Here is a 20,490-nt window from a genome sequence, read left to right on the forward strand (position 1 = left end):
ATTGCGGAACCGACTATGAAACGCGATCCATCCTTAAACACCTAAGGAAAACAAAAGTTCATGGCAATCGCAAATTTTCTGAACCAAGTCAAGACATCCGGAGGAAAACTTTTCCTTCAATTCGGAGGACAAGGATCTCCTTTCTTGAAAGAACTCTCCAAACTTTATGAATCCGAACCTTCTCTTAAAGAATTCTTCGATATTTCTTTCAAAGCCATCGCGGAGGAAGTTCCTAAGCTCGACAAAAAGATCCTCTACGGCGGTTACGATTTCGAAAGCTGGGTAAAAAGCCCGGATACTGCGCCGGATGAAAATTATCTCTGCAGCGCACCCGTTTCCATCGTGGGAATTTTCCTCACTCAAATCGCAAACTACATCGCGTTCACAAACAAAGGCTTTCCCGTTCCCGAACTGATCGCAAACTCCATCGGAGTTACCGGACATAGCCAAGGCGTCATCTCCTCCGCGTTAATCGCTCTTGGAAAAGAAGGCGCCGATTTTAACGCGGCCTATGTGAAATTCTTAAAGTTCGTATTGTATATCGGATACAGAGCGCAGGAGCTCGTCGGACCTTACAATCCTTCCGAAGCGTTGCTCAAAGCGAACGAAGAAGTCGGCGACAAACAACCCGCTCCGATGGTTGCCGTGATCGGTTACACTCAAAAAGAACTCGAAGACAGAGTGAAACAAACCAACGACGCTCTCGGTTTGAGCGGAAACAAAGCGATCTACGTAAGTCTTTTCAACACTCCCGATTCCAACATCGTATCCGGAAGTCCCGAATCGCTTCTAGAACTCCGTAAGAAGTTCAAAGCGGAAATGGACGAGAAAAAAGTGAAGTTCGTATATCTGAGAACCACTGCTCCTTTCCATTCTCCCCACATGGAAGAGACGAATAAAACCGTTCCTCTCGATATGGAAAGAATCGGCTTCGATTTCAAAGGTTCCGATCTGAAGGTTCCGGTTTATTCCATTTTCGACGGAAGAAACATGCAGTCCGATGCGGGAATCGGCCTTCCGCTCTTCCGAGAAATGTTGATCAAAACACTTTATTGGGACAAGGCTGTAAAGGCTTTTGCAAGCACGTCTAACGTTACAGGTATCGACTTTGGGCCGAGCGTTGTGAGTCAAAAACTGACTCAAGCGAACATGGGAACTTCCGAAAACAAAATTTACGCGGTTTCCAGTCCTAAGGATATCAAGGTTCTTTTGGCCTGAAAAACCGAAGAACATCGATTCTGAAAAAGATCCCATTTCGGAAACTCATTCCGAAATGGGTCTCCGTCCTCTTATCTCTTAAACGCCCCGAAAAGGAAATTCCGAAACTCACGAAGGCCGATTTTACCACCGGACTTTTTTGCGAGTATCATCTCTGGCTGAACACGTATCAGCGACGCGCGGATTTCGATCCTTTCGAACACCAATACATTTCACCGAAACAAAAATCGCTTTTGCGCGATCTTTCCCATTCCTTTTATCCTAAGTCGAAAAACGTCCGTTATTCGGAAGCGGAAACCAGAAGAACCTTAAAATCGGGGATTGGAGTCCGATCCGCGTGTTTGGAAACGGAAAAATTTTCCATGAAAGCGGAATACATTCTTCCTAACGAGGAAATCCCCGGTTCTTTCGAAATCGCCGTCCTCAAGGCTTCGAGCTCGTTCAAAAAACAACATATTACGGAAATCGCATATCAAAAATTCGTAGCGGAAGAATCGGGTTTCCCGATTTCCAAATGCACTTTGATCTTCGTAAATTCCAAATTTCTTTATCAGGGAGAAATTCGGATCGATTCTTTCTTCGTGCGTAAGGACGTTACAGCCGAAGTCGCGCTCAAAGCAAAAGAAACGAAAGAAACGGCCTATACTTTGCACGAACTTCTTTCCAATAAGAATCTGCCGTCCCGTTCGATGAGCAATCTTTGTTCCCACCCGAGAAACTGTTCGTATCCTGAGGTTTGTCTCGCACCGAAAGTTCCCGGAGATATTTTTACGCTTCGGGAAGGAAAAGAAGAATCCGGTAAACTTTACGATCAGGGAATTCTCCATTTAAAAGACATTCAAGAAACGGAACATTTGACTTCCCGTCAAAAAACGCAGATTCAAACGATGCAAAGCGGAATTCCGTATTTGAATCAAAAAGTTTTTTCCGAGTTTTTCGGAAAGATCCGTTACCCGATTTATTTTCTGGATTTCGAAACGATCAATCCTCCGATTCCAGTGTATCAAAACTCGTATCCGTTCCAGCACGTTCCGTTTTTATTCTCTCTTCACGTAATCAAAGACGATCTTTCAAAGGAACCGGAAAGTTATCATTACATCGAGGACGGAATCGTCGATCCTCGAAAAGGAATATTAGAAAAACTGAAAGAATGGATTTTACCGGGAGGAACGATCGTCTGCTTTAACGATAAGTTCGAAAAGAGATGTTTGGAAGAATCCGCCGCAGCTTTTCCGGAATACAAACCCTGGGTGAAATCCATCCTGGACGACTTCACGGATCTCGCAAAACCGTTCTGGGAATACGACTATTACCATCCCGATCAAAGGGGTTGCACTTCCTTGAAGACCATTCTTCCCGTGATCACCGGCCAGTCTTATAAGAATCTCGGGATTCAATCGGGGCAGACGGCAAATTCGGAATTCCTCCGCGTCAAAACCGAACCGATGCCCGCTTCCGAAAAATCGGAGATCGAAAGAAATCTTATCGAATACTGCAAACTCGACACGTATGCGATGGTTTTGATTCTTCGTAAGATCAAAGAATGGATCGAAACGACGTAAGAACGGGGAAAATCCGGTTGTCCACAGACCCCGATGGATTTTCAGTGTTCTCAGAATGGCGCAAAGCAAACCTGTTAAGAAAATCGTCCTCGCGTATTCCGGTGGATTGGATACGTCCGTAATTCTCACCTGGCTGAAAGAAACATACGGTTGCGAAGTGATCGCTTTTACCGCAGACGTAGGCCAAAAAGAAGAACTTTCCGGTCTGGAAGAAAAAGGAATCAAAACCGGAGCTTCCAAAGTTTATATCCAAGATCTCCGTTTGGAATTTGCGCGCGACTTTATCTTCCCCGCGATTCAAGGAAACGCACTTTATGAAATGCGTTATCTTCTCGGGACGTCTTTAGCAAGACCTCTGATCGCAAAAGCGATGGTGGAAGTCGCCGAAAAAGAAGGCGCGGACGCCTTCGCACACGGAGCGACCGGAAAAGGAAACGATCAGGTTCGTTTCGAACTCGGAGTTAAGTCTCTCGCTCCCGAAAAAACGATCATCGCTCCCTGGAGAATCTGGAATTTCGGCGGTCGATCCGATCTGATCGAATACGCGAAGTCGAAGGGAATTCCCGTTCCGGTCACCGCGGAAAAACCGTATTCCATGGACCGCAATCTCATGCACATCTCTTATGAAGGCGGAATATTAGAAGATCCTTATAGAGAGCCGAACGAGAACATGTTTCTCCTAACGACTTCTCCCGAAAAAGCGCCGGACGCTCCCGAATATCTGGAACTCGATTTTCAGGAAGGAAACTGCGTCGCGGTCAACGGGCAAAAGATGAATCCTCTCGAAGTGATGGATACGCTCAACACGCTCGCAGGCAAACACGGAGTGGGAAGAGTGGACATCGTGGAAAATCGCCTCGTCGGAATCAAGTCCAGGGGAGTTTACGAAACTCCGGGCGGAACCGTGTTATTTGTAGCACACAGAGATTTGGAATCGATTACGATCGATCGGGACACGCAGCATCATAAGGATAAATTGTCCATCGAGTTCGCGGAACTGATCTACAACGGTCATTGGTTCTCCTCAAGAATGAAGGCGGTCCGCGCGTTTATCGCTGAAACCCAGAGATACGTAACCGGAACCGTAAAAGTAAAACTCTACAAAGGAACCTGTTCCGTTGTGGGAAGAAAATCCTCCGTTTCCCTCTACAACCCGGAAATGGCGACCTTTGAAAAAGAGGAATTGTACAATCAGAAAGACGCGGAAGGATTCATCAACATCTACGGATTACCCGCTCAAGAAACGGCTAGGCTACGCAAAAAATGAAACACTTAGCGATTTATCCGGGTTCCTTTGATCCGTTGACAAACGGACATTTGGATATTCTTCAGAGATCCTTGGGACTTTTCGACAAAGTGATCATTGCGATCGCCGTAAATTCGAATAAGTCCACGCTGTTCTCCGTCGAGGAAAGGCTCGGATTTATCCGCGAAGTCACCAAAGGTATCAAGGATCTTGAAATAGATACGTTTCAAGGTCTCACGGTCGATTACTGCACCAAAGTAGGGGCAAAGAGCATCATCCGCGGATTGAGAGCGGTAACCGACTTCGATTACGAATATGCAATTTCTTTAATGAACAAAAAATTAGCCCCGGATGTGGAAACCGTGTTTCTCATGTCCTCAAGCGAATATTCCTTCATTTCTTCCACGATCGTAAAGGAAGTGGCGAGACACGGAAGGGACGTGAGTAACCAAGTTCCCGAGATCGTCAGCAAAGCATTACTTAAAAAACTCTCTCAATAAGGAAAAAAAATGTCCAGAACGTTCATCATGATCAAACCCGACGGAGTAAAAAACAAACACGTCGGAAACATTCTCGCGAGAATCGAAAAAGAAGGATTCAAGATCCTCGGTTTAAAATACCTGAAACTTTCTCTCGAAGACGCGAAACAATTCTATAAAGTGCATGCGGCCCGTCCGTTTTACAACGACCTTTGCAACTATATGTCTTCCGGACCGATCGTAGCGGCGGCTCTTGAAAGAGACAACGCGGTTCTTCATTGGAGAGAAGTGATCGGAGCGACCGATCCGAAAGAAGCGGCTGCGGGAACGATTCGCGCTCTTTATGCGGAAAGCAAAGAAGCGAACGCGGTCCACGGTTCCGATTCGGACGATAACGCGGCTTTGGAAATTTCTTTCTTCTTCAAAGGGAACGAATTGTTCTAAACTTTGAACCTTCCCGGAGCCTCGCGAGCGATTCAGTCTGACGTCCGTTAGGCTCCGATTTCCTTTCTAATTTCAGGATTTTCGATTCATTTTTTCGACTTCGGATTAAAACGAATCAAAAATAAGCGATTTTTTGGTTGTACTTTTTGGAAAGAAATTATTAATTCTTACCGAAATCTGTTATTAAAAGGTTCTTTAAACCGACAATTCTAATATGAACGCAAGCACTCGGGAACAGCTCCAAAAACACAGCGAAATCATGAAACAGTACAGAGCCAACGATCCGTTCGGCGATCCGAACCATGGAACTCCGGATTGGATGGACGACGTAATGGAGCTGATCTACTCCAGAGAAGAATTCTTAGTGGATTCGGAATCGGATTTCGAAATCGAGTGATCGTTCGATATTTTGACTTGCAAACGCTCTCTGATTTTTGTCCTTTAAATTTCCAACCTTAGAATTCGATGTTTCCTTTTTCGTTTTTTTGAACGAATTCTCGTTTTAAGAAAGCGGCTACCCTCTTTTTTTTAAAGTTTATCCCGAAATCGAAGACTGTGGGAACTCCTGCGTTTTTCAATCAGCAGAAAGGTTTTCGAAAATCTAAAGAGCTGATTATAAGCCTATTGTAGAAACTACTAAGATTTATTTCCCGGTTTCGGGACAAGCTCTCAGCGCAAAATCTGCTTTGAAGGAGTTCCCACACCTTCCTAAGAAAAGTTTCCGGTTCTTCGAAATGATTGCGCAGTGATTTTGATGGAGTTCCTACATTTTATCGGGACATTCTTAAGACATGCGACGATCGGTGGTAGTTCCTACATTTCTAAAATGAGAGACACGACTTGAAGGAGTTCCCACACTTCAACCGAAGCTGCAAATCAATGTCCCGACAAACTATCCAACTTCGATTTCACTTGTCAAAACCTCGGCGTTTTCTGCAGGTTCCATTCTTCCCGTTACGGAAGGGAATTGACCGTTGATTCCATTCTCGATCTATTTGAAGTATTAGGAGACGAGAATGTCCGAAAAAACCAAAATCGCAATCGCACACGGAGACGGAATCGGTCCTGAAATCATGGACGCCACTCTCAAAATTCTCAACGCGGCCGGAGCCAAAATCGATCCGATCGAAATCGAGATCGGCGAAAAAGTATATAAGGAAGGACATTCTTCCGGAATCAAACCGCCAGCTTGGGACGTTCTCAGACAAACGAAAGTATTCTTAAAAGCGCCGATCACCACTCCTCAAGGAGGCGGTTACAAAAGTTTAAACGTGACGGTTCGAACCACATTGGGTTTGTTCGCCAACGTTAGACCCTGCTTCTCCCTATATCCGTACGTCGAAACGAAACATCCCTCTCTCGACATCGTAATCATACGTGAAAACGAAGAAGATCTTTATACGGGAATCGAACACAGACAAACGAACGATACGGTTCAATGTCTTAAACTCATTTCGCGTCCAGGTTCCGAAAAAATCATCCGTTACGCGTTCGAATACGCACGCGCCTACGGCCGCAAAAAAGTGACCGCGATGGTAAAAGACAATATCATGAAACAGACGGACGGTTTGTTCCACGATATCTTTAAAGAAGTCGCGAAAGAATATCCGGAACTCGAAGCGAATTCTCAGATCATCGACATCGGCGCGGCCAATCTTGCGGACAGACCGCAGAACTTCGACGTGGTAGTAACGTTAAACCTCTACGGAGATATCATCTCCGACATTGTAGCGCAAATCGCCGGCTCCGTCGGAATGGCCGGATCCTCCAATATCGGAGAGATCGTTTCGATGTTCGAAGCGATCCACGGTTCCGCGCCCGACATCGCAGGAAAAAATCTCGCAAATCCGTCCGGGCTTTTGAATGCGGCAGTGATGATGCTCGTCCATATCGGACAACCTGACATCGCAGCCAAAATCAACAACGCATGGCTTTTGACGATCGAAGAAGGAATTCATACGGGCGATATTTTCAAACCCGGAGTCAGCCGAATCAAAGTCGGAACCAAAGAATTCGCGGAAGCGGTAATCGGAAATCTCGGACATCTTCCCGAAAAATTCAAACCGGTTTCCTTCGGAAAAGCGAAGAAAATTACGATTCCTGAATATAAGAGAACGATTCAAAAGAAGGATCTCGTCGGAGTCGATATCTTCCTGGATTGGATCGGAAACGATCCGGAGGAACTCGGCAAAAAACTCAAGGATCAATCCGACGATCTGACGTTGAAAATCATCACCAATCGCGGAGTGAAGGTTTATCCGGACGGTCAGCCGGAAACGTTTTTGATCGATCACTGGAGATGCAGATTCGTAAGCAAGGAAGCATTGATCAAACAGGAAGATCCTTCCTATCATCCGATCTCTCACAAACAAGTCGCCGAACTTCTTTTGAAACTCGACGCGGCGGGTTTCGATACCGTAAAAACCGAAAACCTCTATTACTTCGACGGTAAACGAGCCTTCTCCTTAGGCCAAGGAGAATGAAAAACCTCCGGGGAAAAACCGTCTGTATCACAGGGATCGGCGGTTTTATAGGAAAACGTCTCGCCGAAATCGCGCGCGAAAGAGGAATCCTAGTCAGAGGCATCGAACTCGATCCGGTCCGCGCGGACGAACTCCGTAAACAAGGTTTCACGGTAATCGTAGGAAGCACTTCCGATTCGAATGCGCTTGCCGCAGCGGTAAAAGGATCGGACTATGTTCTTCATACCGCGGCCATCGTACGCGAAGGCGGTTCTCTGGAAGAATTCAGAAAAGTGAATGTATATTCTTCCGTCGAACTTGCAAAAATCGCGAGAAAGGCCGGTGCCAAGGGAATGGTCCATTATTCTTCCGTAATGGTTTACGGATTCACCTACCCGCCCTTTGTAACCGAACAAGGTCCGTTTCGAGGAGAAGGAAATCCGTATTGTATCACCAAGATCGAAGGAGAATCCGCTTTACTGAAACTCAACGATCCTCCCAAGTTCGGGATTCTTTTTATTCGCCCCGGAGACGTTTACGGCCCCGGTTCCGGTCCTTGGGTAGTACGTCCGATCCAACTGATGAAGAAAAAACTCTTCTCTCTTCCGAACGGAGGCAAAGGAAGAATCAATCTGACTTACGTTGACAATCTTGTGGAAGGAACTCTTCTCGCCTTGGAAAAACAAGCTTGGGGAGAAGCCTTCAACATCACCGATGGAACTACGATGACCTGGCGCGAATACTTTGATCGACTTGCTGAATCCGCCGGTCTCTCCAAACCCTTGTCCGCGCCCGCTTGGTTTTTGAAAGGTTTGATTCTATTGATGGGCGCCACTTACAAGTTAATCGACAAAGAACCTCCCGCAACCAAAGAAGGAGTGAATTTTATTTTAAGAGAGAATCCGGTCTCGATCGAAAAAGCAAAATCGTTGTTAGGGTATCGACCTAAGATTGAAACAGAAACTGCATTGAAAAAAACGTCGGATTGGGTGAGGCTTTACGCCAAATCGCTGTAGAGTTTTTGAATATGATCCTGAGTGAGGGGTTTGGAAAGATAACCTTTTACTTCCGGAAAAGAATTCGCCTTTACGATATCCCTTTCATCCACGGAGGAACTGACCATAAAGATCGTGATTTTTTTCGCGAGGTCGCCTTGAATTTTTTTGAATTCGTCTAAAAACTGCCAACCGTCCATAAACGGCATGTTGATATCCAACAGAATCGCGTCGGGCAGTTCTTCCCGATCGGAACTCAACGTTTGAAGTTCTTGAAGGGCGACTTCCCCGTCTTGAAAATCACGCAGCTTGGAGGCTCTGCCGTCTTTTTCCAGGAATCGCTTTGCAATCATGATATAGATGGAATCATCATCGATCAACCAGAAGTTCATATTACCGTTGTTCAAAATCATTATACTTATTGAAATTGATGATGAAAGTAGTACCTTTACCCGGAGAACTTTCAACCGTTATTTCGCCCCCGAGGGACTCAATTTGATTCTTAGTCATAAATAACCCGATGCCTTGACCCTCTTTTTCGCGATGAAAGGTTTTATTCATCTTAAAGATTTGATGACCATACTTTTTAAGATCGATTCCCAATCCGTTATCTCTAGCGACTAAAAAGACTTTTTTCTCCTCCACAAATGAGACGAACGAAATTTCCGATTTTCGACTCGGATCCGAATATTTCAAAGAATTACTCAGTAAATTCAAGAGAATACTTTCCAAATACACTCGCGGATAAAGAATTTCGGGAGCGGTCGAAAAATCTGCGCTGATCGTGGCGTCCATTTCTTTGATCTGTGCGGATAAAAGACTCTGCACCTTACCGAAAGCGTCTTTGAACGCAACCAGTTGTTTATCGATGTTCCGATTTTTCCGGATTTTGATCACTTCTACGATATCGTTCAATGTCACCATCAGATCTTTGGCGCTTGTTTCCAAGGATTCAAGAAGCTCGTCCTTGTCCGTTCCGTCTTTTTCGCGGAGCATTGTGGATAACGTGAATATGTTTCCGATCGGAGCCCTGAGATTGTGCGACACGATTTGATTGAATTCCTCCAACTGAGAATTTCTCTCCGTTAGGTGATTGCTCAAAGCCTGTAGCGTTTCGTTTTTTTCAATCAATGCCGAAAGCATGTTTTTACGATCCGTGATGTCTTGAATCTGAGAGATAAAAAACATCGGTTTTTTTTGAACATCCCGTACGAGCGAAACAATCAATAAAACCCAGATCGTACTTCCATTCTTATGAAAGTAACGCTTTTCCATTCGATAAGTATCCCGTTTTCCGTCCAACGTTTCCTGAAGCAGACTTAGATCGGCCATAAGATCATCGGGATGTGTGATGTCTTGAAACGTGAGTTTTAAAATCTCTTCGCGAGAATAACCGATGATCTCCAAAAGACTCGGATTTACTTCGAGCCATTTTCCTTCCAGGGAAACGAGAGCCATGCCGACGCCCGAATAATAAAACGCATTGAAGAATTTTTCCTCAGAAAGACGGATGTCGTCGAGAGCCTGTTTTTTTTCCGTCTCATCCGGAATCGTATTCAATCCTTGATATTCTCTGGAAGTCGTAAGAAGAGCGGTCACTTCTCCTTGATCGTCGTAAATCGGTTTTGCAATCGTCTGCAGCCAAACGTATTTTCCGTCTTTTTTCAGGAATTGATATTCGACCATTCCGATCGAATCGCCTTGACGCACCGGTTCATGAGAATTTTTTAAGATTCTCTCCCGATCTAAAGGATTAAAATAATCGTACGGATTTTTTCCGATGAGTTCCGCGGGTTGATAACCTAACATCGATGTTACGGAAGGACTTACGTATCGATAGACCCCGTCTGGTTCGTGGATACAAATCAACTCGGGACTTTTCTCGACGATAAATTTATACATATCGGCCGATTGAATATCAAAGTCGTTCAATGTAACTACCGTAGGTTTTCCTTAAAATAAGTTCCATTTCATAAAAGACAATCCATAACGAATCGGGAAGGGAGAATTTTACCTTTTTTATCGGCAATGGAACGCTCGATTTCAAAGGAAGAAATCGTTATGCGAAGTTTATTGCGGAATAACGGAACGCCGGCCTGCCATTGGTAAGCAGTTCTTTCGAAAGAATTAAACCTTAGAATGAAGGGAAAGGGCTATTTGCGGAAATCTGGAATAAGGATCGAGGAAAAAGAAAGAAAGCGGATGTACTTGTCGGACATAAATCCGACAAGTTTTTGATTTTATTCCCCGTCGTTTCCTAGCGCTTCCACGGGACAGATTTCCATCGCCTTCTTTGCAGCGATTTCTTCTTCCGGATTCGCGGGTTGTCTGTGAAAATAAACCTTGGATTCGTCGTCGGTATATTTGAGAAGCATCGGCGCTTCTTCCAAACAGTCGTTACAAGGAACGCAGCTATTATCGATATAATATTTACCGGGTGCGTTCTGTTTGACTTTATCGTTTTTATCGGCCATGCTTAACAAAGTTTATCGAACGATTGTTTCGTCAACCCCCTTTTCAGAATTGACACCCGTTTCAACACGAGGATACTCACCGAAGTTATGAGTGCATGGACGGAAAAAATATCGAGACGTAAGCTATTCGGTTTCGGGTTGGGCGGATTGTTGAGCATCGGAATCGGAAGTATTTTTCTGAGCCGTTCCAAAAACGACTCCCTTCCTAAGACGTTATTCTTCTCCTCATCGGAAGCCGAATTCATTCTCGCTTACGCACAAACTCTATTACGCGCGGAACCAGGGTTTCCCGATTTGGAAAAGACCGAAGTGATCCGCAGACTCGACGAAGAATTCTTTTTCGTCGATCCGACGATCTCCGACGACTTCAAGTCCCTCATTCTCATTTTGGAATATCTTCCGCTGTTCAGCGGATACTGGAGTCGTTTTTCAAGAATGAATGAAGAAGACAGAAAGGACTTTCTTCGTTCGCAGGAAACGACCGATTCGGATATTGTTCGAGCTGCATTAGTAAATCTTAAACTTCCGATCTTCTTGGTATATTACGGACACGAATCCTCCTTCAAAGCGATTTCGTATGACGGACCGTTCGGTAATCCTCCCGAAAAATTAAGCGAATCCAGAATCTATTATAAAAAAATCCTGGGGGAATTATGAGCGGCCGAGTTTACGAATGGAAAAACCTCGGAGATTCGAGAACCGTAAAGGCGGACGTTGTCATCGTCGGAACGGGGTGCGGAGGAGCTACGCTCGCATACGAACTTTCCAAAAACGGAAAGAAGGTCGTCCTCATCGAAGAAGGCGGTTACTATCACACCGGCACATTCGATAATCATGAACTCAATATGGCCGGAAAAGTTTCCGCCGAAAGAAACATGGCAACGGATGCGACCGGAACCATCAATCTCGTCTATGGAAAAAACGTAGGCGGCGCCTCCGTTCATTATTGGGCCGATAGTTATAGAACGCCCGATGATCGACTCAATCTTTGGAAAGAACAATACGGAGTTCACGCTCATTCTCCGGAGGATCTGAATCCGTATTGGAAAGAATTGGATGAAACCTTAAACGTTCACCCCGCCAAAGAAGAATATCATAATAAGATGAATCAGCTTGTGAGAAAGGCCTGCAAGTCCCTCGGTTGGGAAGGGAATCCGGTTCCTCAAGCAAGAAAGAACTGTCAAAAGTCCGGGCATTGTATGCAAGGATGTATGTACGGAGCGAAACAAAGTCAATTGGTGACGCATATTCCGAGAGCGATGGCTTTGGGAGCGGATGTCTATGCGGATTGTAAAGCGACACGATTGGAACTCAAAGGGAACACGGTGGAATATCTGGAAGCGGTGATGATCGATCGCCCATCAGGAAAAGAATCGGGAATAACTTTAAAATTCGAGGCTCCGATCTTCGCGATCGCCGCCGGAGGATTCGGAAGTTCCACATTCTTACTTAGAAACGGATGGAAGAAAAAACTTCCCGCACTCGGTGAACATCTTGCGATTAACCCTTCTCCCTTTGTTCATGCGTTTTATGACGAACCCATCGTTCAATGGAGAAACATTCCTTCCGCGTTCGGAGTGGAAGAATTTCGTTTAGCCCGGTTTCGAAAAGACGGGAGTTATATCGAAGGCGGATTTTTGATTATGGCAAATCAGCTTCAACCCGGAAGCCTTGCCGCTTTGATTCCCGGATTCGGAACGGAACACAGAGAAATTATGAAACGACTTCCGCAACTGGGAGGAACGATCGGTTGGATCGACGACGTTCCTTCGGAACTTGGAAACATATCCGTAAGTTCTTCCGGAAAACGTACGGTCACGTATAACTTCGGAAAACTTACGAAAGAATTCCTTAAGGATTGCATTCGAAAACAAGTTCAGTTGAATTTTCGAGCGGGAGCGAAGTGGATTCTATTACCGGATCTTAAACGAACAAAACTTCTTTCCGAAAAAGAAATCGATAAAGTAGATCAACTCGAATTAAGTCCCGCTTCCATGATGATGGCCGCTCCTCATCCGGCCGGCGGATGCAGAATGGGTCAGGATCCGTCGCGTTCCGTCGTAGACTGGAAACATAAGGTTCACGGATTGAAGAATCTTTACGTTTCCGACTCAAGCGTGTTTCCGACGGGAGTTTCGGTGGACCCAAGTTACACGATAATGGCTTTCAGCAAACAAGCTGCGAAATTCATTCTCGAAAATTAAACGCGATCGATTTTAAGAAAGAAAGCGGCTTAGTAAAATAATTTCTTGCATTCGAATACGGAAGGCTTAAGATCTTGCTCCGTTATCCGAAAAGAGTTATGAAATTTTTACGCCGCTTTCAACGGACAAAAGTCGCAGTTTTGTTTTTTACCATTTTACTGACCTGGTTCGGAACTCCGAGCCTCTTTGCCAAAGAAGACCTACAACCGATCCTCGCAAAAATCAGGGAGAATTCGAGAAAGTCGATCTCTTCGTTTAAAGGAATCGATTACAAAAGAAATCTTACGATCACCGAGACCGATCCTTCGACCGGAAAAGAAATCTCCGTTTCCAAAGTTTTAACGAGAAAAGTGGAATATTACTACGACCGACCCGTAGTGGTCGTATTAAACTACGTCAAGAATGGAGTGACCTTACCGCCGAAAGATTACGAACCGGAAAAATCCTCTCCGACCTATCCGATCTTTGACGATCAATCCGACGAACATTATCTTTTCAGCATAAGCGGACCCGTTTCGTTTCAAAATCGTCAGAGTTACGTCGTGGAGATCAGTCCGCTTCAACTTTCCACTCGGCATTTTAAGGGAAGAATTTATTACGAAAAGAATTCCCTGCATCCGTTTTACGTGGAAGGAACCACTTCGAAACTGAAATTCGGAGTCAAGGAAATGTATTTTAAGATCTTTATGGAGATGTCCAAAGAAAAAGTCGCAATCGTCCGCTCCGGGGAAGTGTTCGTAAAAACGTATATTCCGTTTCTGCTTCCCGAAAAAGACATTCGAATTCGAATCGAAACGATCGACGCGGTCCCGATTCGTAAATAGAAATCACATCATAAAAGATGCATGCGTTTTGTAACGAACGAATGCTCCTTGACTTCCCGAACTTTAAAATTAGAATCGATAACGTATATGGAAAGTTTCGCGAAACCGTTCCTCGTTTTAGGCGCTTTGTTCTTATTTCTGGGTTTACTATTTCTGTACGGAAGTAAGATTTCTATTTTTGAGTTTTTGGGAAAATTACCGGGAGATATCCGAATCGAACGGGAAAATTTTAAGTTCTACTTTCCTTTCACTACGTCCATCTTGATCAGTGTTCTGATTTCCTTGATTCTATTTCTGATCCAAAAGTTCAAAAGCGGTTCCCCATGAAAGAGCCGTTCTCTTTCAGTTCGCGGTTTTCATTTCAGGAAGGAGAAAACGAATTTGCGGAAGTTCTTTCCCATTATCAGAAAAATCGAATTTCCTATTTCGATCTAACCGCGTCGAATCCTACGCAAGCCGGTTTCCAATATCCTACCGATGCGATTCGACATAGCTTTTATACGGCGGATTTGATCGCCTATCACCCTGATCCGAAGGGAAATCTCGAAGCGAGAAAAAAAATCGTCGACTACTACCGGTCGAAAGGGCTGGAAATCGATCCGGAAGATCTATTTCTAACCTCCTCCTCTTCCGAGGCATATTCTTATTTGTTTAAGTTGTTCTGTGATCCCGGAGATTCGATTCTGATTCCCGCTCCCGGATATCCCCTCTTCGAATTTCTTTCCGTGATGGAAGGTCTTGAAACGATTTCCTATTTTACGAAAAAGGAAAACGCCTGGAAACTTAAGGAAGCCGATCTAAAAGCGCAAGACCTGGCAAAGGCGAAACTTTTACTCGTAGTCAGTCCGAACAATCCCACGGGAGCAATTTTCGGAGAATCCGATTTTGCTTCGATGAAAAACACATTCAAAAATTATAATTTACCGATCGTAATAGACGAAGTTTTTTCGGATTACGTTTACGGCCAAGAATCTCATAAAACGATTTTAGATTCGGAAATTCCCGCGATCAGCGTAAACGGTTTATCCAAAATTCTCGGTTTGCCCGGAATGAAACTTTCCTGGATTCTACTGAGCGGTCCCCCGATTTGGAAACAAAAAGCGAAAGAATATTTGGAATTGATATCGGATACGTATTTGTCCGTAAATACCCCGGTTCAAAACGTCCTTTCCGATTTGCTTCAATGGAAGAATTTGATTCAATCGCAGATCCTAAAACGAATTCAAAGAAATCTCGCGTTTTTAAAACAAACCTTGAGCGATCCTGAACGTTCTTCCAAGATTCGATGCGATTTTCCGAGTTCAGGTTGGTATTGCGTTTTAGAAAGCGAAACATTCTTCCCCGAAGAAAAAGTCTCACTTCGTTTATTAAAAGAAGGAAAAGTTTATGTTCATCCGGGAGAAATGTTCGGTTTTCCGGAAGAAAAGAATAGCGGAAGAATCGTCCTCAGTCTTTTGACCGAAACGGAAACGTTCGAATCCGGAATTCAAAAGATCGTTTCGTTTTGTTCCGCCGGATTCTTCTTGTACGATCCCCGCGCTAAGGATGTGTAGGGTGCAAAGCAGTTGTCTCGCGAGAGACAACCGAAGGCGTTAGCCGAAGCCCGAAACAAGCCTGGTCTGCGCGTCGATCGTAGCACTTTTGTTATACGAAATGTTGGCGCAGAAGCGCCCGAATCAACTTTCCCAATCCTTCGGTCTGGTCAAAGCAAGCCGGACAAAGTCCCGCAAAAATCCTCTATACCTTCCGACCGTCTCGATTTTGTTAAACGAAGCGGGATTGAAAATGCCGCGTTTGCGGAAAAGCTTTGACGGGTCTTCCTTTATGTCCGACCAAGTTCCCACTTCCAAAGTCAAAGGAAGAAGTTTCGATTTCCAGTTGGCTGAATTCTCAGCATGAAAATTTCTATAGTGATCGTAAAACTTATCCCACAAATCTCCGTGAGTCGTATACGTCTCGCTCTGGGGTCCGTATTGAAAATGGATATGACCGCAATGATTTTTGAGATGATCTCCGATCTTTCGATACAAAGCCGTATCGGGACAAGGTTCTTTCGTATAAGCGTACGGCCACCAAACGTTGTCGATGGTTCCGAAACCGGAATGCAAATCTAAAACGGGGATGACCGCGTTCTCGACCCCGAAGAACGATTCTTGAATAAGGCGAAACAACGCTCTCGATTCCGGCTCCAATCCGTTTCCCCGAAAGTAAGGAAGACGTTTGGAAATTTTTTGACCTCCGAAAAAGGGCAACGGTTTTACCGCGTCGATTCCGGAGTTACGCATCAGATCCACTCCCGCCGGATTGGATCTTTGTTTTAAAGCGACGCCGCCGGGATTGACGATCGGAAGAATTACGATTCCTAACTTTCCTTTTTTCAGTTCCGAAAGATAACCCGTGGAATCGGGATGAAGAATGTATTCCAAAAAATCCAGAAGGATCAAGATTCCGATCGTCTCCAAACCGTGAACTCCTGCAACGATCCCGACCGGATGTTCTTTCAGGCCTTTCTCCGTTCCGATTCGCAAGGCTTGTATCGGAAAACGAAAACCCTCCGAGGTTTTTCTGGAAAATCCGATTTGGCTTAAGGACGCGAGTTTGCCTCCCAATTTAAGAATTTTCAGAATCTTCTTATCGTAACGATTGAGCCGTTTAAGACCGCGCAGCATTTTTATTCACGTTTGGATTGTATAATCTGCAATCGATTGCAATTTTCGGAAAGTTTCAAAACGCCTTTTCGAATTCTTTCACAAGATTCGGATGCCGCGGCCTGAAAACAACCGCGGACCGCTTGTTTGATCGTTTCCGGATTTTCGTTCGCGAGCAGATACGCGTTCGACTTGCGGAATTTTTCCGCGCAGTTCGCCGGATTCAATCTTTCCTGAACCAACGATTTTGCAGAATCTTTGAGCTCGGAAGAAGTTTCTTCTGCGCAGGTCGCGATTTTTTGACAATATGCGGAAACAAGTTCGGAAGATTCCTCTCTCCATTTTTCATCCACGATTCCCTCGGGACTGCTTGTTTTTTTGCAAAATGATAGATTCAAAAAAAATAATATTCCAAAAAGTAAGAATGTTATGTTTGTTTTTTTCAGTTTCATATTGGTCCGCTCAATGTTCCGTTTTTTTGCGAATGTAGATTTCGACTCTTTCTCCGGAGGCTTTTCCTTCCGGCGTCGCCGCGGAAGATTCCACCGGTTTAAAACCGCTGGAGGCTTCGATGGAAATTTTTTCCTTAGGGATTTTATAATTCTTAGATAAGGAATCCGCAATCAATTCTGCGCGGAAGGCGTTGTATTCCCATGCGTTTCGGAACCCTTTCTGCGCCGCTTCGTCTCCGTAAGGAATCTGAACCTTCAGAGTGATATCAACATCCATTGCGGCCGACAACTCCGAAATTTTCTGGAAGGCGAAGATCATTTCCTCGTCCGGCTGAAACCGACCTTCTCCCAAAGAAGAACCGAACAGAATGATTTTAATCTCTTCCGTTTCCTGGATTCCGATATTGAGCTTGGCTTTTTCTTTCAGCCGCTTCAAAGCGTAGCTGATTCTTTCCCAAAACCGATACAAAGAAGTTCTGGGTTGAAGAAGAGGATCTTCCTCGATCGTTACATTGCTTCCTTGAAAGAAGGATTCTCCCAAACCGAAGCCGCCTCGAATCACGTCCGCGACCTGCTTCAATTTGAGTTGGTCCACTTGAGAAATGGAATACATGATGATGAATAATCCGAGCAGCAGAGTGATCATGTCGGCGTACGTCAAAAGCCAACGCTCTCGGTTTTCGTGAGATTCTTCCTTGCGGCGACCTCTTTCCAGAAGCTGTCTGCGAAGTCGGCTCATGCTTCCTTACGATTTTCTCCGAGCAAACTATGAATGTACTCCGTTTCCCGTTTTTCCACTTCTTCGTAAAAAGAATTGAAGATGTTCGCGGAAACCGGAAGAGTCGCGTTATACGCTTCTTCCACGCTTTGAAACAAAGCGGAAACTCCGAGCAAAGAGGCCATAAAACGGGCCGGCTTGATCAGATAAGCGCTGATGGGCTTGTGCGCGAGCTCGTAAAATACTTTCAAATTTCTTAATACGATTTCGAGCTGTCTCATTCTTTCATGATAATGACCCATTTGACTGTAGTAAAGATCGTATTCTTCCCTGCTGAGTTTTTTTCCGTCCCAACCTCCGTCTACGAGATGTTTTGCGAGAATCGTGTCCATCTCTTCGGTAAGATTGTTGAGTTCGATCAAATATTCGATATTCTCGCGGGAAGTTTCCTTCATCATTCCTTTTACTTTTTGGTATGTATCCATCGCGAGCTGAAGCCAAACTTCCCTTCCTTCGAGATTGTAGATCTTCTCGAAAAAATATTCCACCATAGGAATGGTTTCTTCCAAATGAAAGTAACTCGCGTAAAAAACGCGGAATCGTTCCACTTGCGCTCGGACGACTTCGGCTCGGGCCGCTTTTAGTTTTTTACCCGCGAGATCGCTCATTCTTTTTTCGAAACCAGTTCCAATTTGTAGGAAACGAATCCTTGTTGATCGGTTTGTTTTTGAATCGATCCGAATTGATTCGGAAGATTGACGACATCTCTTCCCATTCGAGTCGAGGATCGAAACAGGACGCTCGGAGTTCCGTCCTTATCCGGCGTTAAAGTAAATCGAATTCCGTATTTATGATTCCTTCCCCAACCTTCTTTCGTGATTTCAACGAGAGGAACGGAGGAATTGATATATTTTCCGGTCGAAGAAAAAACGCTCGAACCCGGAGAATAAATTCTTTGTCCTTCCTTAGTCGTATCGATGCCAACCTTTCCTCCGTCCGGAAACGAAAGGGAAAGATACGTGACTCCCGCGTAAGAGCCCCGATTTTTAAACCAAAGAACCGCTTCTCCCGGAACTCCCTTTTTCCATTCGTTCGGAGCTTCCAAAGAAAGAAGAGAAGGAACCGCGACTCTCGGAATATCGGGAACCATTTCCCAGCCGTTGAAGATGAAGTTCTGCGCATAACTTCGGTTTGACGGAAAAATGGTGATATTCTTTTCGCCCTTGTTATAATCGAAATCGATCCGTTTGGATTTAATTAGAAATTCATGATCTTTTAATGAAACCAAGCCGTCCAAAATCTTTTGTCCCTTTCGGATCGTATACGGAACGGAAAATAGTCCGAGAGGAGGTTCTTCGCTCAACACCTCCAAAAAGAGGGAATTGAATCCGTCGCCGGGAAGTTCGTCCATTAGAATTCTCTTAACTACGTAACCCGCCTCTCTCGTCTGAGTGTCGCCTTCTCCGGGGAGCCAAGCCGATTTGGAAGCGTCGTAGTGAAGCGGTCCGATATTCAAAAGCGCAAAGGAGAATTTACCGAGCAAGGACCATTCCCCTCCTTTCCTTTTAAAAACTCCGAGAACCTCTTCGGTTCCGTTGCGGACCAAGGCAAAGGATTCCAATTCGGGATCTTCGTCCAAGTTCCCTACTTTTTTTAAAACGACATCCGGATTCTTTCGATCACCGGCAGGCAATAACAGATCTAGGATTTGAGAATCGGAAGGGGTCTTTGCAGAACAGCCCACGGCTAACACGAGCGCGATTAGACCGAAAAGAATTTTCCGAAAACGAGATGAGATTGGATTCATGTTCGATTACAGAATCCGGGAGGGAAAACGGCCTGTCTATGATTTTCCGAGGAGCCTAACTTAGGTTCAAGACCTGCCGAGCGATCCTTAGAGAGCGAAGGCGCTGAGTTTTTTAAGGATAGGTTCTATCCAAGACTTCCTTTAAGATCCGTGAATTGACTCGTCCGGTATATTCGTCTTCGTAAAGTTCCAATTTCGTTACAAATTCTTGGGAAAAACCGGCCTCAATCCTGGTCTCGGGAAAGTAATGATACCCCTTTGCCCTTCTTGGAGTAAACGGAAACTCGATCAACGAAAGGTAGTGGTCCCATTCGTTTTCGGAATCAGACATTCTTTTTTTGATATAACGAACCCCGCGCCGAACGTGTTTGATTTCGTCTTCGTAGACTTTCCTCATAATGTCCGCCTTTTCGAAATCTCCGAATCGTTCAAAGGCCATCGTATAAATTTTTGAAAAATCAAGATTGGCTCCTTCAAAGGAAATCGCCATGATCGCGTAAAACTTTTCGAGCGTCTGCATTCTTGGAATCTGTTTCCAAAAGATATAATTCAGCGGTCGGTCTCCGAGTTCCATTCCTCCTTTTTTCATTTCGGAAAGATAGAGCCTCAGATGGGTTTGTTCTTCCAAAAGGGTTCGATACAATCCGAAACGCACGCCGGACGACGCGTCTTGAAATTTTAGAAGGGCGTATGCGAAGAGTTCGATCGCCATGAGCTCGTGATTGGCAAAATGATGGAGGGTAACGATTCGATTCTCTTCGTTAAACAACTGCTCGAGTCTCGGAATCTTGCTTTTATGATCGGAGATCGCGATCTTTTGTCCGCGGACCGGCAATGACGGTAAATCAGTATATTCTAAAGAACGAATATCGATCGGAGGAACGGAAGGTGAAAAAAGTTTATCTTCGAGGCTCGGGCCGAGAAGCACCTGTCTGGCGAACTCGTTTAAGGTCATGG

At 44.8% G+C, this 20,490-nt stretch carries 22 protein-coding genes; 13 read left to right on the forward strand and 9 right to left on the reverse strand.

What is annotated here, in order from left to right; translation table 11 throughout:
* Positions 1–60 precede the first annotated feature (60 nt).
* The 8 genes from LFX25_RS17135 (at position 61) to LFX25_RS17170 (ending at position 8,427) form a co-directional block, all read left to right on the forward strand.
* Positions 61–1,218 (forward strand): ACP S-malonyltransferase, encoded by a 1,158-nt coding sequence (locus tag LFX25_RS17135; protein WP_238731316.1) that lies wholly within the window; start codon positions 61–63, stop codon positions 1,216–1,218.
* Between the two features lie 158 nt (positions 1,219–1,376).
* A complete protein-coding gene (locus LFX25_RS17140; RefSeq protein ID WP_238731642.1) occupies positions 1,377–2,780 on the forward strand; it encodes a DUF2779 domain-containing protein in 1,404 nt (467 codons plus the stop codon).
* A gap of 55 nt (positions 2,781–2,835) precedes the next feature.
* Positions 2,836–4,047, forward strand: coding sequence for an argininosuccinate synthase (locus tag LFX25_RS17145; protein WP_238731317.1), 1,212 nt, complete (start codon positions 2,836–2,838; stop codon positions 4,045–4,047).
* On the forward strand, positions 4,044–4,526 hold the full coding sequence (gene coaD / locus LFX25_RS17150) for a pantetheine-phosphate adenylyltransferase (protein ID WP_238731318.1): 483 nt from the start codon (positions 4,044–4,046) through the stop codon (positions 4,524–4,526). Before LFX25_RS17145 ends, coaD begins: the two co-directional genes overlap by 4 nt.
* A 9-nt stretch (positions 4,527–4,535) precedes the next feature.
* Positions 4,536–4,949 carry a nucleoside-diphosphate kinase gene (locus LFX25_RS17155; RefSeq protein WP_238731319.1) on the forward strand — a complete coding sequence of 138 codons (414 nt, stop codon included), beginning with the start codon at positions 4,536–4,538 and terminating at the stop codon, positions 4,947–4,949.
* Between the two features lie 214 nt (positions 4,950–5,163).
* Positions 5,164–5,346 (forward strand): hypothetical protein, encoded by a 183-nt coding sequence (locus LFX25_RS17160; protein ID WP_003005890.1) that lies wholly within the window; start codon positions 5,164–5,166, stop codon positions 5,344–5,346.
* 619 nt (positions 5,347–5,965) lie between these two features.
* Positions 5,966–7,432, forward strand: coding sequence for an NADP-dependent isocitrate dehydrogenase (locus LFX25_RS17165; RefSeq protein ID WP_238731320.1), 1,467 nt, complete (start codon positions 5,966–5,968; stop codon positions 7,430–7,432).
* Positions 7,429–8,427, forward strand: coding sequence for an NAD-dependent epimerase/dehydratase family protein (locus tag LFX25_RS17170; RefSeq protein WP_238731321.1), 999 nt, complete (start codon positions 7,429–7,431; stop codon positions 8,425–8,427). The genes LFX25_RS17165 and LFX25_RS17170 overlap by 4 nt, the downstream gene beginning before the upstream one ends.
* Here the strand turns inward: LFX25_RS17170 and LFX25_RS17175 are convergent.
* The 3 genes from LFX25_RS17175 to LFX25_RS17185 form a co-directional block, all read right to left on the reverse strand.
* A complete protein-coding gene (locus tag LFX25_RS17175) occupies positions 8,409–8,798 on the reverse strand; it encodes a response regulator (RefSeq protein WP_118955159.1) in 390 nt (129 codons plus the stop codon). The two genes, LFX25_RS17170 and LFX25_RS17175, sit on opposite strands and share 19 nt — an antisense overlap.
* Before the next feature lies 1 nt (position 8,799).
* Positions 8,800–10,338 (reverse strand): PAS domain-containing sensor histidine kinase, encoded by a 1,539-nt coding sequence (locus LFX25_RS17180; protein WP_238731322.1) that lies wholly within the window; start codon positions 10,336–10,338, stop codon positions 8,800–8,802.
* Positions 10,339–10,646: 308 nt separating this feature from the next.
* Positions 10,647–10,880: a ferredoxin gene (locus LFX25_RS17185; protein WP_238731323.1), complete on the reverse strand. Its 234-nt coding sequence runs from the start codon at positions 10,878–10,880 to the stop codon at positions 10,647–10,649.
* Between the two features lie 87 nt (positions 10,881–10,967).
* Here LFX25_RS17185 and LFX25_RS17190 point away from each other — a divergent pair, with 87 nt between their 5' ends.
* The 5 genes from LFX25_RS17190 to LFX25_RS17210 all read left to right on the forward strand — a co-directional run bounded on the left by LFX25_RS17190 (position 10,968) and on the right by LFX25_RS17210 (position 15,461).
* Positions 10,968–11,537 (forward strand): hypothetical protein, encoded by a 570-nt coding sequence (locus tag LFX25_RS17190; protein WP_238731324.1) that lies wholly within the window; start codon positions 10,968–10,970, stop codon positions 11,535–11,537.
* The gene (locus LFX25_RS17195) at positions 11,534–13,084 is read left to right on the forward strand and encodes an FAD-dependent oxidoreductase (protein ID WP_238731325.1); all 1,551 of its coding nucleotides are present in this window, start codon (positions 11,534–11,536) and stop codon (positions 13,082–13,084) included. Before LFX25_RS17190 ends, LFX25_RS17195 begins: the two co-directional genes overlap by 4 nt.
* Before the next feature lie 98 nt (positions 13,085–13,182).
* Complete coding sequence (locus tag LFX25_RS17200; protein WP_238731326.1) at positions 13,183–13,908, forward strand: hypothetical protein; 726 nt, start codon at positions 13,183–13,185, stop codon at positions 13,906–13,908.
* 87 nt (positions 13,909–13,995) lie between these two features.
* Positions 13,996–14,235 carry a DUF2905 domain-containing protein gene (locus tag LFX25_RS17205; protein WP_238731327.1) on the forward strand — a complete coding sequence of 80 codons (240 nt, stop codon included), beginning with the start codon at positions 13,996–13,998 and terminating at the stop codon, positions 14,233–14,235.
* A complete protein-coding gene (locus LFX25_RS17210) occupies positions 14,232–15,461 on the forward strand; it encodes a pyridoxal phosphate-dependent aminotransferase (RefSeq protein WP_238731328.1) in 1,230 nt (409 codons plus the stop codon). The genes LFX25_RS17205 and LFX25_RS17210 overlap by 4 nt, the downstream gene beginning before the upstream one ends.
* Before the next feature lie 123 nt (positions 15,462–15,584).
* Here the strand turns inward: LFX25_RS17210 and LFX25_RS17215 are convergent, their stop codons facing one another.
* The 6 genes from LFX25_RS17215 to LFX25_RS17240 all read right to left on the reverse strand — a co-directional run bounded on the left by LFX25_RS17215 (position 15,585) and on the right by LFX25_RS17240 (position 20,488).
* Positions 15,585–16,577, reverse strand: coding sequence for a M14 family zinc carboxypeptidase (locus LFX25_RS17215; protein ID WP_238731329.1), 993 nt, complete (start codon positions 16,575–16,577; stop codon positions 15,585–15,587).
* A 2-nt stretch (positions 16,578–16,579) separates the two neighbouring features.
* Positions 16,580–17,008: an LA_2478/LA_2722/LA_4182 family protein gene (locus tag LFX25_RS17220; RefSeq protein WP_238731330.1), complete on the reverse strand. Its 429-nt coding sequence runs from the start codon at positions 17,006–17,008 to the stop codon at positions 16,580–16,582.
* 10 nt (positions 17,009–17,018) lie between these two features.
* On the reverse strand, positions 17,019–17,747 hold the full coding sequence (locus tag LFX25_RS17225) for a flagellar motor protein MotB (protein ID WP_238731331.1): 729 nt from the start codon (positions 17,745–17,747) through the stop codon (positions 17,019–17,021).
* A complete protein-coding gene (locus LFX25_RS17230) occupies positions 17,744–18,394 on the reverse strand; it encodes an FFLEELY motif protein (RefSeq protein WP_238731332.1) in 651 nt (216 codons plus the stop codon). The genes LFX25_RS17225 and LFX25_RS17230 overlap by 4 nt, the downstream gene beginning before the upstream one ends.
* A complete protein-coding gene (locus LFX25_RS17235) occupies positions 18,391–19,533 on the reverse strand; it encodes an LIC13341 family surface-exposed protein (protein WP_238731333.1) in 1,143 nt (380 codons plus the stop codon). The genes LFX25_RS17230 and LFX25_RS17235 overlap by 4 nt, the downstream gene beginning before the upstream one ends.
* A gap of 112 nt (positions 19,534–19,645) precedes the next feature.
* Complete coding sequence (locus LFX25_RS17240; RefSeq protein WP_238731643.1) at positions 19,646–20,488, reverse strand: DUF455 family protein; 843 nt, start codon at positions 20,486–20,488, stop codon at positions 19,646–19,648.
* Positions 20,489–20,490 lie beyond the last annotated feature (2 nt).

Origin of the sequence: Leptospira sanjuanensis (assembly GCF_022267325.1) — a bacterium.
GTDB classification, from domain to species: Bacteria; Spirochaetota; Leptospiria; order Leptospirales; family Leptospiraceae; genus Leptospira; species Leptospira sanjuanensis.

Bases quoted from the DNA above. Each gene is read 5' to 3' on its own strand.
- LFX25_RS17135 (WP_238731316.1), top strand. From the start codon at position 61: ATGGCAATCGCAAATTTTCTGAACCAAGTCAAGACATCCGGAGGAAAA.
- LFX25_RS17145 (WP_238731317.1), top strand. From the start codon at position 2,836: ATGGCGCAAAGCAAACCTGTTAAGAAAATCGTCCTCGCGTATTCCGGT.
- coaD (WP_238731318.1), top strand. From the start codon at position 4,044: ATGAAACACTTAGCGATTTATCCGGGTTCCTTTGATCCGTTGACAAAC.
- LFX25_RS17155 (WP_238731319.1), top strand. From the start codon at position 4,536: ATGTCCAGAACGTTCATCATGATCAAACCCGACGGAGTAAAAAACAAA.
- LFX25_RS17160 (WP_003005890.1), top strand. From the start codon at position 5,164: ATGAACGCAAGCACTCGGGAACAGCTCCAAAAACACAGCGAAATCATG.
- LFX25_RS17165 (WP_238731320.1), top strand. From the start codon at position 5,966: ATGTCCGAAAAAACCAAAATCGCAATCGCACACGGAGACGGAATCGGT.
- LFX25_RS17170 (WP_238731321.1), top strand. From the start codon at position 7,429: ATGAAAAACCTCCGGGGAAAAACCGTCTGTATCACAGGGATCGGCGGT.
- LFX25_RS17175 (WP_118955159.1), bottom strand. From the start codon at position 8,798: ATGAACTTCTGGTTGATCGATGATGATTCCATCTATATCATGATTGCA.
- LFX25_RS17185 (WP_238731323.1), bottom strand. From the start codon at position 10,880: ATGGCCGATAAAAACGATAAAGTCAAACAGAACGCACCCGGTAAATAT.
- LFX25_RS17190 (WP_238731324.1), top strand. From the start codon at position 10,968: ATGAGTGCATGGACGGAAAAAATATCGAGACGTAAGCTATTCGGTTTC.
- LFX25_RS17195 (WP_238731325.1), top strand. From the start codon at position 11,534: ATGAGCGGCCGAGTTTACGAATGGAAAAACCTCGGAGATTCGAGAACC.
- LFX25_RS17200 (WP_238731326.1), top strand. From the start codon at position 13,183: ATGAAATTTTTACGCCGCTTTCAACGGACAAAAGTCGCAGTTTTGTTT.
- LFX25_RS17205 (WP_238731327.1), top strand. From the start codon at position 13,996: ATGGAAAGTTTCGCGAAACCGTTCCTCGTTTTAGGCGCTTTGTTCTTA.
- LFX25_RS17210 (WP_238731328.1), top strand. From the start codon at position 14,232: ATGAAAGAGCCGTTCTCTTTCAGTTCGCGGTTTTCATTTCAGGAAGGA.
- LFX25_RS17215 (WP_238731329.1), bottom strand. From the start codon at position 16,577: ATGCTGCGCGGTCTTAAACGGCTCAATCGTTACGATAAGAAGATTCTG.
- LFX25_RS17220 (WP_238731330.1), bottom strand. From the start codon at position 17,008: ATGAAACTGAAAAAAACAAACATAACATTCTTACTTTTTGGAATATTA.
- LFX25_RS17225 (WP_238731331.1), bottom strand. From the start codon at position 17,747: ATGAGCCGACTTCGCAGACAGCTTCTGGAAAGAGGTCGCCGCAAGGAA.
- LFX25_RS17230 (WP_238731332.1), bottom strand. From the start codon at position 18,394: ATGAGCGATCTCGCGGGTAAAAAACTAAAAGCGGCCCGAGCCGAAGTC.
- LFX25_RS17235 (WP_238731333.1), bottom strand. From the start codon at position 19,533: ATGAATCCAATCTCATCTCGTTTTCGGAAAATTCTTTTCGGTCTAATC.
- LFX25_RS17240 (WP_238731643.1), bottom strand. From the start codon at position 20,488: ATGACCTTAAACGAGTTCGCCAGACAGGTGCTTCTCGGCCCGAGCCTC.